At 43.3% G+C, this 12872-nt stretch carries 12 protein-coding genes and 3 tRNA genes; 1 reads left to right on the top strand and 14 read right to left on the bottom strand.

The window, feature by feature from the left end:
* Window positions 1-40: 40 nt before the first annotated feature.
* From AS29_RS16005 to sigW, 10 genes are all read right to left on the bottom strand, one after another.
* On the bottom strand, window positions 41-787 hold the full coding sequence (locus AS29_RS16005) for an ABC transporter permease (RefSeq protein ID WP_035410129.1): 747 nt from the start codon (window positions 785-787) through the stop codon (window positions 41-43).
* Window positions 784-981 carry a hypothetical protein gene (locus AS29_RS21975; RefSeq protein WP_331712029.1) on the bottom strand — a complete coding sequence of 66 codons (198 nt, stop codon included), beginning with the start codon at window positions 979-981 and terminating at the stop codon, window positions 784-786. Before AS29_RS21975 ends, AS29_RS16005 begins: the two co-directional genes overlap by 4 nt.
* Complete coding sequence (locus AS29_RS16010) at window positions 956-1621, bottom strand: ABC transporter ATP-binding protein (RefSeq protein ID WP_331712030.1); 666 nt, start codon at window positions 1619-1621, stop codon at window positions 956-958. Before AS29_RS16010 ends, AS29_RS21975 begins: the two co-directional genes overlap by 26 nt.
* Window positions 1622-1790: 169 nt before the next feature.
* Entirely contained in the window at window positions 1791-2792 is a 1002-nt protein-coding gene (locus AS29_RS16015) for a LytTR family transcriptional regulator DNA-binding domain-containing protein (protein ID WP_035410132.1), read from the bottom strand.
* A 376-nt stretch (window positions 2793-3168) separates the two neighbouring features.
* The gene (glmS, locus tag AS29_RS16020; RefSeq protein WP_035410135.1) at window positions 3169-4971 is read right to left on the bottom strand and encodes a glutamine--fructose-6-phosphate transaminase (isomerizing); all 1803 of its coding nucleotides are present in this window, start codon (window positions 4969-4971) and stop codon (window positions 3169-3171) included.
* A gap of 637 nt (window positions 4972-5608) precedes the next feature.
* On the bottom strand, window positions 5609-6955 hold the full coding sequence (glmM, locus tag AS29_RS16025) for a phosphoglucosamine mutase (protein ID WP_035410138.1): 1347 nt from the start codon (window positions 6953-6955) through the stop codon (window positions 5609-5611).
* A 27-nt stretch (window positions 6956-6982) separates the two neighbouring features.
* Entirely contained in the window at window positions 6983-8281 is a 1299-nt protein-coding gene (locus tag AS29_RS16030; protein WP_035410181.1) for a CdaR family protein, read from the bottom strand.
* On the bottom strand, window positions 8274-9101 hold the full coding sequence (cdaA, locus tag AS29_RS16035; protein WP_035410140.1) for a diadenylate cyclase CdaA: 828 nt from the start codon (window positions 9099-9101) through the stop codon (window positions 8274-8276). The genes AS29_RS16030 and cdaA overlap by 8 nt, the downstream gene beginning before the upstream one ends.
* Window positions 9102-9355: 254 nt before the next feature.
* Complete coding sequence (locus AS29_RS16040) at window positions 9356-9967, bottom strand: anti-sigma factor family protein (RefSeq protein WP_035410142.1); 612 nt, start codon at window positions 9965-9967, stop codon at window positions 9356-9358.
* Between the two features lie 17 nt (window positions 9968-9984).
* Complete coding sequence (sigW, locus tag AS29_RS16045; RefSeq protein WP_035410144.1) at window positions 9985-10548, bottom strand: RNA polymerase sigma factor SigW; 564 nt, start codon at window positions 10546-10548, stop codon at window positions 9985-9987.
* A gap of 190 nt (window positions 10549-10738) precedes the next feature.
* Between sigW and AS29_RS16050 the strand changes: the two genes are divergently transcribed.
* Window positions 10739-11290: a histidine phosphatase family protein gene (locus AS29_RS16050; protein WP_035410146.1), complete on the top strand. Its 552-nt coding sequence runs from the start codon at window positions 10739-10741 to the stop codon at window positions 11288-11290.
* Window positions 11291-11520: 230 nt separating this feature from the next.
* Here the strand turns inward: AS29_RS16050 and rocF are convergent, their stop codons facing one another.
* The 4 genes from rocF to AS29_RS16070 form a co-directional block, all read right to left on the bottom strand.
* Window positions 11521-12426: an arginase gene (gene rocF, locus AS29_RS16055; protein WP_035410149.1), complete on the bottom strand. Its 906-nt coding sequence runs from the start codon at window positions 12424-12426 to the stop codon at window positions 11521-11523.
* Window positions 12427-12595: 169 nt separating this feature from the next.
* A tRNA-Ala gene (locus AS29_RS16060) sits at window positions 12596-12671 on the bottom strand.
* A 27-nt stretch (window positions 12672-12698) separates the two neighbouring features.
* A tRNA-Leu gene (locus AS29_RS16065) sits at window positions 12699-12780 on the bottom strand.
* A 16-nt stretch (window positions 12781-12796) separates the two neighbouring features.
* Window positions 12797-12872, bottom strand: a tRNA-Lys gene (locus AS29_RS16070).

Consider the following 12872-nt stretch of genomic DNA (forward strand, 5'->3'; position numbering starts at 1 on the left):
ACCTCCTTTAATGATCATTTCCGCAAAAACAAGCAGTACCTTAACGATCCAACCCGTTTTTCTTATAGGCGTAAACAAAAATCCCTAATGCAGCAGCCAGCCAGCCGATGAGGACACTAATGTCGGTGGCATTCCATATATAGCCGCTCTCAGAAACGATACCGTTCACATAGTTTGTCAGCACCCCTGTGTAGGTAAAGTCCAATATGGCGGACAAATCCTCCTGGAAAAGCTTCACTGCAGGTACGGAAGTCAAAAGCAAGGTGATCGGCATGCTCAATAAGGAAGCCTGCGCCTGGTTTTTTGAGAAAATTCCAATAATATACCCTATAATCAGGCTGATCAGGCTCGCTGCAGTTGTCATGATGAAGAAGGTTCCAAATGGGATTTCCCCAAATGAAGACCCGCTCACAGGAATCATCAGCAGATTGACCAGGATTAACAGCAGAAAAGGAGGCAGCAGTGTCCCTATCAAGTACTCCAGGCCATTTACAGAGGACGTCATGAGTACTCTCAATGTGTTCTTTTCCTTTTCTTCTGCTAATGGAGCACTGCTCATAGAGATTCCAGCTATGGCGATGTTGAAAATAATCCCGAAGCTCAGGGCGAATGCATTCGTTGAAAAGGATACTCCTTCATTGTTTACATCTACATCCGGCATAATATTTTTAATGACAAACACAAATCCCAAAGCGAGAATCGGCCCTAACATGACTCCCGTATTATTCAGCAGCGTCTGAAATTTCATAGCCGTGATGGCTCTGACTTTTTTTACTGAAATCCTCAAAGCAATTCCCTCCCCGTCAGTTCCAGGAACACTTTTTCTAATGTCGGTTCATTGGAATGAATCGTAACAAGCTCGCCAGCGGCTATCCACTGCTGGATCTTTTCCCCTGTTTCCTCAGAGTGAGGCAGCATAAATTCCCGCTCGTCCTCTAATCGGATCTGATACTGTTTATTCCGATTGTACTTGAGCTCCATGCTCTACAATTATCCCATCATGAAGAAGAGCAATTTGATCACATAGTTTAGCCGCCTCGTCCATGTTGTGGGTCGTAAGGAAAATGGCCGTCCCCGATTCTTTCAGCTCCAGCAGCAATTCGTGTACAGATGTAGCTGTACTCGGGTCTAAACCGCTCGTCGGTTCATCCAAGAAGAGCACCTTTGGCTCATGCAAGATGGCTCTGGCCAGAACCAGCCGCTGTGTCATTCCCTTCGAAAGCTTACCGGCAATTTTATTTTTATGCCCGAACAGCCCCACTCTTTTCAGAAGAACATCAATCCGTTCCATCTCTACTCCTAAAATCCTGGCGAACAGCTTCAAGTTGCTGTAAACGGTCATTCTTTCATATAATCCACTGTTATCTGTAACAATGCCGACTTGTTCGTAAATGCTTTCGTTTATTTGTTCGATGGGTTTTCCTAATACCGTTGCTTTTCCTGAAGTTTGCGCCAATTGTCCGGTTAGTATTTTAATCGTGGTTGTTTTCCCTGATCCAGAGGGGCCCAGAAATCCAAATATTTCACCAGATCGGACTGAGAAACTAAGTTTTTTTAATGCCGGTTCGTTTTTGAACTGCTTGGATAACTGTTCAGCATCAATCACTGTATGTCTTTCCATATACTCCACTCCCTTAAAAAAAGTTGGGGGTTTGATGAAGCTTCCCATCTGTTTTACAGTTTAGTACTGATCAAGGGGAAAGTCGTAAAAGTCCGCTGAACAGTACTGTAAGAAGCTCAAATGCAACAAAAAAAGGCTGAAATGTACTCATTTCTGCCTCACCTGTACGCTAAAAATCAAGTAATTGCTTCATTTCTTCTAAACGGGTTCTGGAAAGAGGAACCTTTACATTTGGATGACCTTTTAAAATCAGCGTGTAGCTGTTCTTTGAATAGCTAATCAATTCTGAAACCCGCTGCAGGTTCACTAAATATGACCGGTGGCATCTGAAAAAACCGAATGTATGTAGTTTCTCTTCGAGGTCATTCATAGTCAAGTCTGTAGGGAAGTATTCCTCATTAATGCGCAAATGGCTGACACTGTTGATGCTTTCAATATAATCGATCTCATCCGGACTGAAAAAAATGGTCTTATCCGCTAATTTACATGTTACTTTGAAAACACGGTTCGGCTTAAATACTTCACTCTCTTTCTTTTGCATGAGTATGTCATCCGTCTCTTCGGCGGAAAGATCGGTTTTTTCCAGACCCGCTGCTTGATTATAGCGGTAGATCTCGCTGGTTAACAGCAATAAATCTTCGATTGAATTAGAGGTGATGACCGTTGCCGTGATACCGGAGCGGACATGTTCAACCGCTTTTAAATAAAGCTCAATTCCTTCACCCGATAAGTTATCTAACGGATTTTCAATTAGCAGCACATCAGGAGAAAACAAAGACATTCGAAATAAGCTGACCCTTCTTTTCTGGTCATCTGTCAATTTTTTGATTTTCGTACCCCACACATCCAGCAGAGAAAAGGCAGCAATGGATTCCTCCAAAGGGTCCGGATAATCTGCAAGCTCCTTAAAAAATTTCAGGTAGCTTTGAACGGTTAGCGAATCATATAAGCCCTCATCTTTCATTTGCGAAAAAATCGATTCTGTCTCTCTATGGATATGGCCGCTGGAAGGAGGAATTCTCCCTGTTATCAAATCAAACAGCATGACACTTTCTTCATTGGACATCTTTATCCCGATATGCGAGGACTCACCAATAACTAAATCTACATTCTTTAAGATAATCCGGTGAGCTTCTTCTTTCATTACTTGATCTAAAGAATCAAAAGTCATGGTATACTCACTTTCTTTGTTTATTTATGTACTGGTTATCCTATCAGCTCTGGATGACTGGCGATCACTCACTCTTTTCATCCATATTCCCGTTTTTGCACTCGTTTTAAGCGTGGCCATAAAAAAGTATTTACTGTTTAGTGCCGGCCAAATATCTCATTTCCTGGCTCTTCGTATTTTCCATACATCTGACTCTTTTAAGGGACGCAGATAAAAACACCCTTTTAGATAACTATAATCTAAAAGGGTGAGCCTTTGCTTTGATTCTGATCATTTAAAATAAAGTTTGATTATAAATAGAAAATCCCCATACATTTTGATAAGAATTAATCAAAATGTATGGGGGTTGTTTTTCATGGATTATCTTTGCCAGCTATTATTCAACCGTCACACTCTTCGCCAAGTTACGCGGCTTATCCACGTCACAGCCTCTATGCAGAGCAGCATAGTAAGCGATCAGCTGAAGCGGAATAACGGAAGCAAGCGGTGAAAGGGCTTCATGTACTTCTGGAAGGACGAAACGGTCGTCTTCCTGCTCAAGTCCTTTTCCGGAAATGATGCAAGGGTTTGCTCCACGGGCAGCAACTTCCTTCACGTTTCCGCGGATGCTCAAGTTCACGTGTTCCTGTGTAGCTAGAGCGATAACCGGTGTGCCTTGTTCGATCAATGCGATTGTTCCGTGTTTAAGCTCTCCACCGGCAAAACCTTCTGCCTGGATGTAGGAGATTTCTTTCAGTTTCAATGCGCCTTCAAGACCTACATAGTAGTCAACTGCACGGCCGATGAAGAAGGCGTTGCGTGTTGTAGACAGGTACTCGCGTGCGATGTACTCCATCTCTTCTTTTTGGTCGCAAAGGGCTTCCATTGCGTTAGCAGCGATACCAAGCTCCTTCACAAGATCAAGCTCAAGTTCGTGGCCTTTCATTTCTGCTGTAACAGCAGCTGTAATGGCTAGAACCGCCAGCTGGGCTGTGTATGCTTTTGTAGAAGCTACTGCAATTTCAGGGCCTGCATGGAGAAGAAGGGTGAAATCAGCTTCACGGGAAAGCGTAGAGCCTTGTACGTTTGTCAGCGTCAATGCTTTGTAGCCAAGTTCTTTGATTTGCACAAGAACGGCACGGCTGTCCGCTGTTTCTCCGCTTTGGGAGATGAAAAGGAATAGCGGCTTTTCGGAAAGCAAAGGCATGTTGTAAGAGAATTCGCTTGCCACATGCACTTCTACTGGTGTTTTTGCCCATCTTTCAATGAACTGTTTTCCAACAAGACCTGCATGGTAGCTTGTTCCGCATGCCACAATATAAATACGGTCAGCTTCGTCGATTGCATCAACGATGTTTTGATCGATTGTCAGCTTGCCGTCTTCATTTTGATATTTTTGAACGATTTTCCGCAATACAAGCGGCTGCTCGTCGGTTTCTTTCAACATGTAGTGAGGGTATGTTCCTTTTTCTATATCGCTTGCGTCGATTTCTGCTGTGTAAGGAGCACGTTCAACGACTTCGCCAGTTAACGTTTTAATGACTGCCTGCTCACGAGTCACGATAACCATTTCTTTATCCATAAGCTCAACATACTGGTTTGTCACTTGAAGCATCGCCATTGCATCAGAAGCAATAACATTGAAGTCTTCTCCAAGTCCAACTAGAAGCGGGCTTTTGTTTTTTGCTACATAAATTGTATTTGGATCTTGGTTATCAAGCAATCCGATAGCGTAAGATCCTTTTAGAACGGAAAGAGTCTGGCGGAAAGCTTCTTCCACGCTTGCGCCTTTTTCCATCATTTTTTCGATCACCTGTACGACTACCTCAGTGTCTGTTTCACTTTGAAGCTCCACATCCTGAAGGTAATCTTTTTTAAGCTGAACGTAGTTTTCAATTACTCCGTTATGAACCAAAGTCAGACGTGAAGATGCACTTTGGTGCGGATGCGCGTTTACACGGCTCGGTTCACCATGTGTAGCCCAGCGTGTGTGACCGATTCCAACCGGTGCAATCACACTTGAATCCACGATGGAACGAAGATCTGCGATACGTCCTTTTTCCTTAAATACCGTTACGCCTTCTTCGTTGGAAAGAGCGATTCCTGCAGAATCGTATCCCCGGTACTCAAGCTTTTCCAAACCTTTAAGCAAAATTTCTTTCGAGTCATTCAGTCCAATGTAACCTACAATACCACACATAATCGTTTTCCTCCCGCTTCTGCGAAGGGGACAGGAACGCCGCAACTTTGGGGACCTTCACTGTCCCCTCACACATGTTAGATGTTTTATTCTATAGGATTCGATTAGTGTCCCTCTCTTTGTCCAACGGGTTGCCCCGCTGTTTTAAAGAAAGACTTGCGGCTGCTATCGTACAGCCGGGAGGTATCCGCCGATTCATCGATAAACCTCCTCCTCGTCAACTAAGCGATGGGTCGTCCGTGCTTAGTTCAGGCGCTTTGTGCTGCTCCGTATTTCACTTTACTCATTGCCCGGGTTCATAAAGCGAAACACAAGGTTTATATTACAATACATCGGAGAAAACCGTCAATCCTAATATTTCCCCACGGCTTGCTCTTTACCCTCCGACCCCTTTAGTATATGTTGCTAAAGGATGTCTTGTTAAGGACAGATGCAAGATGACATTTACCCTGTTTGAAAGATTTTCTAACCAATATCTCTAAAAAAGATGGATTTCCCATACTTCTTTTTTCCTTTTCAAGGGAAAATCATCACAGCCGGAAGAAAAAATTAAATGCTCAAATCATCACATAAAGGTCATTATAAATATAAAAAAAAGAGGCCCCTAAGGCCCCGTTTTCCTCGAATTCTATGTAAGTTATTCGATACCCATTTCATCTTTAACAACGGCTACGATGCGTTCTACGTATTGACGGCAAAGCTCTTCAGTCGGTGCTTCTGCCATTACGCGGACTAGAGGCTCTGTTCCGGAAGGACGAACAAGTATTCTTCCGTTTCCATCCATTTCCTTCTCTACGTCTTCAATAACAGCTTTTACTTTTGCATTATCTGTTACGTGATGCTTATCTGATACTCTGACATTGATCAGAAGCTGAGGGAATTTCGTCATTTCATCAGCAAGCTCAGAAAGGGTTTTGCCGGTTGATTTCAAAATATTCACTAGCTGAATAGCTGTGAGAAGACCATCCCCTGTTGTGTTGTAGTCAAGGAAGATAATATGGCCTGATTGCTCTCCGCCCAAATTAAACTGATTCTTCTTCATTTCTTCTACTACATAACGATCGCCAACAGCCGTTTGGATACTTTGAATTCCTGCTGCTTCCAGGCCTTTATAGAAACCAAGGTTACTCATAACGGTCGATACAACGGTATCCTGATTCAGCTGACCTTGATCTTTCAAATATTTGGCACAGATAAACATGATCTGATCGCCATCCACGATATTTCCTTTTTCATCTACTGCAATTAAACGGTCTCCGTCTCCATCGAATGCAAGTCCGATATCAGCACCTTTTTCCAGAACAAAAGCAGCCATGGCTTCAGGGTGTGTAGAGCCTACACCATCGTTTATGTTCAATCCATTTGGAGAAGTTCCCATCGTTGAAACATCCGCTTCAAGATCAGCAAACAAATGAGTTGCAAGGGATGAGGTTGCACCATGTGCGCAATCCAGAGCTACATGGATGCCGGCAAATTCTTCATCAACCGTCTGTTTAAGGAATTGAAGGTACTTCTGACCGCCTTCGAAATAGTCGTTAACCTGTCCAAGTTCCGCTCCCACAGGTCTTGGAAGGTGATCCTCCGCCTGATCCATGAGCCCTTCAATTTCAAGCTCCTGTTCATCCACAAGCTTAAAGCCGTCTGGTCCAAAAAACTTGATTCCGTTATCCTGAACCGGATTGTGAGAGGCAGAAATCATAACACCCGCCTGAGCTCCTAAAGCTTTGGTTAAATAAGAAACACCTGGAGTAGAAATAACGCCCAAACGCATAACCTCTGCTCCAATGGAAAGAAGTCCGGCAACAAGTGCTCCTTCCAGCATATGTCCGGATACACGTGTATCACGGCCAATTAATACCTTTGGACGATCTTTATCCTTAGTAAGGACATATCCGCCAAAACGGCCGATTTTAAAAGCCAGTTCCGGCGTCAGCTCGCTGTTCGCTACTCCTCTTACTCCATCTGTTCCAAAATACTTACCCATGTTAGAATCGCTCCTTTTTTCTGTTCCTCAAGATTGAGTTCCCGAAATTCGAATTGTTGCTTCCTCTTGGGGTAATGACCATTTCACATCATTCGGTCCCTTTACCTCAACCTTAATTGTTTGCTCCCCATCCTCCAGACCGGATGCATTGACCACCAGCTGAAAATCCTTGGAGGATACCTTTTTCAGCTGTTCTTCCAGTCCTGTTACCGTAATATCAAATGCTTGTGCCGATGGGTCAAGGTATTCAATTGACTTTCCTTCATCCAGTCCCGCTGTTTCAATAGGGATGCCTTTCAGCACTTTCTCCCCTTCTTTATCTACATCTATTTTTACTTGTACCTTCTGCTGTGAAAGTTCTTTTACTCCTTCGGGCAGCGGAAGACCCAATTCAACCACACTGTCTTCTTTGATCTTGGTTAAATCCAAATCAGGACCCTTAATTTCCTTTAAACCCTCTAAAATATTTTCAGGTCCGTATGCCGTTACCTCACTGGGAGAAATGCTGATCGAGCGAATGGTCACGCCCTCCGGCGGTTCCCCAGTCTGATTCAGCTCCACGGGCAGTGTTTTGCTTGGGCTCTGAATTGGAACGGAAACTTCGATGGTCCTTGGCAGAGCTTCAACCGGCAGAATATTGCCTGCCTTGTCATACACGATGACTTGGGCCTGCTGCTTTAGATCCTGATCTGCATCCTGCAGGTTCACCCTGGCTCGTACATACGAAATTTGCTTGATAACAGCTTTTGAGGCTGTTACTTTAACCGTTTTCGGATTTAAAACAGGCTCACCCGGCTTATAGCCTTCTGCGATCTGTTCCTCATTTATAAAAGAAGCTTCTACTGGAAACTCTTTTGTTGTTTTTTCATCAATCTTTACTTTCACAGATCCTGGATTAATTCCAACTTTTAACGAACTGTCCAGGTTTCTGTATTTCAAATCCACTTCATGCTCCCCTGGTTCAAAGCCGCTTAAATCTGCATAAACCTCAACATTTCTGCGCTGTTTCGCAATTGTGACCTGGCTCGTCGGACCTGTAATGTCAACGGAAACAGTATCAGGTAGACCGGACACTACATAATTGTCATTGCCTGTTTCTGCTTTCAGCTCAACATTCTCAAGGGTAGCGGAAGATTCATTAGGCGCTGGCTGATTATTATTATTCGTACCAGGCGGCTTCGGGAAAATTTGACTGCTTTGCGGTTCATCATTGCTGACCCGATTCGTGTTTCTCGAAGTATCCGGATTAACAGAAAGATAAATCATCAGTGCAATTAATAGAGCGATGATTCTCATAAACCATGTGTTATTCATCAGTTTATCCATTCTTCTTCCCCCTCCATTGCCAGCGGCTTGAGGAAGCAGAGCGGGTCCGCGCTTGCTTGTTTGAGTTAGAAGATAAAATGTTTTTCAGCGCATCCTCATCCAGGTTCCGATGAAGCTCGCCATTTCGTGCTGCCGAAATACTGCCGGTTTCTTCAGAAACAATGATCGTGATACTGTCTGTAACCTCACTGATGCCAACAGCTGCCCGGTGCCTTGTTCCAAGTTCCTTTGAAATGAGCGGGCTTTCTGATAGCGGAAGATAGCAGGCAGCTGCTGCTATCTGGCTGCCTCTAATAATCACGGCACCATCATGAAGCGGGGTATTCGGAATAAACACGTTGATTAGCAGTTCAGATGAAACATTGGCATTCATAGGAATTCCCGTTTCAATATAATCACCCATTCCTGTTTCCCGTTCGATGGTCATGAGTGCTCCAATACGGCGCTTCGCCATATAAGAAGTAGCTTTGGTTATGTCGTCTGTAAGTTTAACTCCTTCATCCTCTTCAGGAAAAGCACTCTTTGAGAACAGCCTTCCTCGTCCGAGCTGTTCCAGCGCTCTCCTAAGCTCAGGCTGAAAAATGACAATGATCGCGATAAATCCCCATGATATAGCTTGATCCATTAACCAGAAGATTGTATTGAGTCCCAAAAATCCGCTTATTGTTTTAACTAGCAGAATCACAATAATCCCTTTAAGAAGCTGGACGGCTTTTGTTCCTCTAATTACCATAATCAGTTTATATATGACGAACCAAACCAGGAGAATATCAATGGCAGTGCCTAAGTACCTAAGTACAGATATGTCTTCAAATGCCATACTCGTTTCCTCCATCAAGTTCAATTAAATTGTAATATCCTAAAGACTAGGACAGATTGTATTTATGTATGCCCAAAGCCTCTGTCAGCAGCTATAGGAGGACATATGGTGCTGTCACCAACTACCCCATTATAGCACAAAATTTTTTCAGTAAATAAAGAAACCAAAAGGCCACCCTAAAAGATGACCTTTGCCTTATTATATCTGATTTTATCCGCTTCTATTGGAGGATTTGAAAAAAACCTGACGGCTCCCTATTGGAATACATCGACCACTTCGCTGCCGAAGGATTTCATTTTATACCAGAGCCAGCCAAAGAGTTCGTTGACTTCACTAATATCCCCTGTCACTTCACCGGCCGCCGCGGTATATTCTTCACCGTTAATAACCGTTACATTCCCTTTTACCTTCCCGTCTACTTGAAGAGTTCCGTTTCGGACGGTTATATCGCCTTCTACTACTTCTCCCTCAGGTACAGTGACCGTGTTATTCTGTACAATAAGCTTAGGATTTTTCGTTACACTGAATTGATGGTCGCTCGACCAAGCTGATACAAGACTTCCGCTCATCAACACTACAAATAAAGAGGCTGCGATTAGCAGCGGATGTGCCTTAAACCATCTGCCGGCGCCGATTCTTCTTTTTTCCTTCGGCAGATTGGCCATTACCCGTGATGTAAAATCATCGGGAACAGCGACATGGGAAGTGCTTTGTACGAGCGCAATCGTTTTTTTGAGCTCCTGAAAGTGTGTATGACACACTTTACATGCCTTTAAATGTTCTCTTAATTCCGCTTCTTCCTGTTGATTCGTCTCGTGATCGAGATATTTATGCATCAATGACACCGTTTGTTCAGTACATGCCATTATTATTACACCTCACTTTATAAATGCCTCAGCTGTTTTCTGAGTGCTTCCCTTCCCCTGTGTATCCTTGTTTTAACCGTGCCGGCCGGGATCTCCAATATTTCACTGATTTCGATAATGGATAGCTCGTCTATATATTTCAGCACGATCACACTTCGATACTTATCCGGAAGCTTTAAAATTTCCTTTTGAATCGTTTCCTGCAGCTCAAGGGTCTCCACTTCCTCTTCAGGAAGGGCAATGTCTGCAGCAACCTGAGAATACATTGTAAGGCCCTCTGTTCCTGCTATTTCTGCATCTAAATAATAATCAGGCTTCTTCTTGCGTATTCGGTCTATGGAAAGATTCGTAGCAATTCGGTAAAGCCATGTGGAAAATTTTTTGTCCAAGTCGTATCTGTGAATGTTTACATATGCCCTTATAAACGCTTCCTGAGCGATATCTTCGGCTTCATGAGCATTTCCAAGCATTCTGTAACACAATTGATAGATCTTATCTTTATAGAGATCAACAATTTCCGCAAAAGCATTTTGATCTCCCTTAATAACCTCTTTTATCCTCTTCTTTATGATAGTCTCCATCTATATTACCCTCTTCTCTTTCACGGGTCTGTAGGAATACGTTCTAAAAACCAAAAGGTTTCATTTTTTCACATAAAAACAGTTTAACAAATTATTGCCAATATGTAGATGGTAAGTTACACAACTTTCGCGAAAAGGAATTGAAAAATAAGGAAGTTCTCGATAATAATCATATATAGGGGGGAATAGAGTGAAGAAAAAAATATATTTGATCCGCCATTGTAAAGCAAATGGACAAGAAGCAGAAGCTCATTTAACACATGAGGGAAAAGCACAGGCAGCTTCCATAGCATCTTTTTTAGCGAGTAAAAGCATTGATGTTCTCTACTCAAGTCCGTTTAAGAGGGCTATTGATTCTGTCCTCCCGTTTTCACAGGAAAGCGATTTGGAGATTATACTGGACCAAAGACTTGCTGAGAGAATTCTCTCCAAACATAACATTCAAGATTGGATGGAAAAACTGTCTCAGACATTCCAGGACAAAACGATCGTCTTTGAAGGCGGTGAATCAAGTATGGCTGCATCTTCAAGAGGATTAGAGGCAATTGAGGATTTTCTGGATGGCCCTTTTCACTCAGCTGCCATGGTTTCTCATGGAAATATGATTTCATTGATCCTGAATCACTTTGATGATGCATTTGGCTTTGAACAGTGGAAAACCCTTTCTAACCCTGATGTATATTTATTAGAATTTGAAGGCTCCGTTCCTGAAGCAAGAAGAGTATGGGGGTCTCCGGTTTAAAGTCTTATTCACTTAAAAACAGGGAGACGCATTCTAAAGCGTTTCCCCGTTATAGTATAAAGTTTGAGTTATGCTGATTGAAGCGGAAAGATGATACACCACAGCGGGAATGATGACGCCGCACCCTTTAAAAACAGAGTAAGCCTCATTTCCCGCACCGCTGCGGAGATAAATCTAAGTAAATTAGCAAGTGGGCTATCTTAGAATAGACTCTGGACAGCCCGTAACCGTTATAAAAGTTTTTCTCCAAAAAGTGAGCCCATTAAGGCTACGGCAACCGATGCGGTCTTGTTTCTCTCATCCAAAATCGGGTTAACTTCTACAAATTCAGCCGACGTTATCATTTCAGATTCAGCCAGCATCTCCATAGCTAAATGACTTTCACGATAGCTGATCCCGCCAATAACGGGTGTTCCTACACCCGGTGCGTCATGCGGATCCAATCCGTCAAGGTCAAGCGACAAATGAACACCGTCCGTACGATCTTTCAAGTATTCAATTGTTTCTTCCATAATACGGGCCATTCCAAGACGGTCAACCTCATGCATGGTGTAAACGCGGATTCCCTTTTCTTTAATCAGTTCCCTTTCACCCTCATCAAGGGAACGGGCACCGATGATGACAACATGCTCAGGCTTAATTTTTGGAGAGAACCCTGCAATCCCCGTTAAGGATTCATCGCCTATTCCTAAACTTGCCGCGAGCGGCATGCCGTGAATGTTCCCTGACGGGGAAGTATCAGCTGTGTTTAAGTCGCCGTGAGCGTCATACCAAATAACCCCAAGATTTTTATAGTTTTTCGCCAGTCCAGCAAGAGTCCCAATCGCGATACTGTGGTCTCCGCCAAGCACTAAAGGAAAAGCACCTGTTTTAATCACTTCATCAACCTTTGAAGCCAGCAGTTCGCTCGCTTCTGATACCGCTTTCAAATTTTTTAAATTATATAAAGGTTCTTCCAGCTCTTTTTCCCGTTTGCCTATTTTTATGTCTCCGCTATCTTCAATAGTAAAATGGAGATTTTCCAGCCGTTCTACAACGCCTGCGTATCGGATGGCACTAGGCCCCATATCGACACCCCGTCTGGTTTGTCCTAAATCCATCGGTACACCAATGATATTAATTTTTTCAGCAGCCATCTGTCTTCCTCCTCTATTCTCTATCCTCTTATTTTACATAGAAAAAGACCTATGACTCAACTCGACATAAATATGTATAAAAATACAGAAGATTCACACAGAATAAAGAAAATGAACGCACAAAAAAAGCCTTACACTTTGTGAAAGACAGCAGTGGCTGATATGAAATTGGTGGAGCCTAGCGGGATCGAACCGCTGACCTCCTGCGTGCAAGGCAGGCGCTCTCCCAGCTGAGCTAAGGCCCCTGAATCTGGATTTAAAAGTAATGAAGATGCGGGTGAAGGGAGTCGAACCCCCACGCCATAAGGCGCTAGATCCTAAGTCTAGTGCGTCTGCCAATTCCGCCACACCCGCATATAAAAAATGTAAATGGTGAGCCATGAAGGACTCGAACCTTCGACCCTCTGATTAAAAGTCAGATGCTCTACCGACTGAGCTAATGGCTC

The organism is Bacillus sp. SJS (assembly GCF_000732485.2).
Taxonomy (GTDB): domain Bacteria; phylum Bacillota; class Bacilli; order Bacillales; family Bacillaceae; genus Metabacillus_B; species Metabacillus_B sediminis.

What these genes read in the sequence shown, in the direction of transcription:
- AS29_RS21975 (WP_331712029.1), bottom strand. Translation starts at nt 981, where the DNA reads ATGGAGCTCAAGTACAATCGGAATAAACAGTATCAGATCCGATTAGAG.
- AS29_RS16010 (WP_331712030.1), bottom strand. Translation starts at nt 1,621, where the DNA reads ATGGAAAGACATACAGTGATTGATGCTGAACAGTTATCCAAGCAGTTC.
- AS29_RS16015 (WP_035410132.1), bottom strand. Translation starts at nt 2,792, where the DNA reads ATGACTTTTGATTCTTTAGATCAAGTAATGAAAGAAGAAGCTCACCGG.
- glmS (WP_035410135.1), bottom strand. Translation starts at nt 4,971, where the DNA reads ATGTGTGGTATTGTAGGTTACATTGGACTGAATGACTCGAAAGAAATT.
- glmM (WP_035410138.1), bottom strand. Translation starts at nt 6,955, where the DNA reads ATGGGTAAGTATTTTGGAACAGATGGAGTAAGAGGAGTAGCGAACAGC.
- AS29_RS16030 (WP_035410181.1), bottom strand. Translation starts at nt 8,281, where the DNA reads ATGGATAAACTGATGAATAACACATGGTTTATGAGAATCATCGCTCTA.
- cdaA (WP_035410140.1), bottom strand. Translation starts at nt 9,101, where the DNA reads ATGGCATTTGAAGACATATCTGTACTTAGGTACTTAGGCACTGCCATT.
- AS29_RS16040 (WP_035410142.1), bottom strand. Translation starts at nt 9,967, where the DNA reads ATGGCATGTACTGAACAAACGGTGTCATTGATGCATAAATATCTCGAT.
- sigW (WP_035410144.1), bottom strand. Translation starts at nt 10,548, where the DNA reads ATGGAGACTATCATAAAGAAGAGGATAAAAGAGGTTATTAAGGGAGAT.
- rocF (WP_035410149.1), bottom strand. Translation starts at nt 12,426, where the DNA reads ATGGCTGCTGAAAAAATTAATATCATTGGTGTACCGATGGATTTAGGA.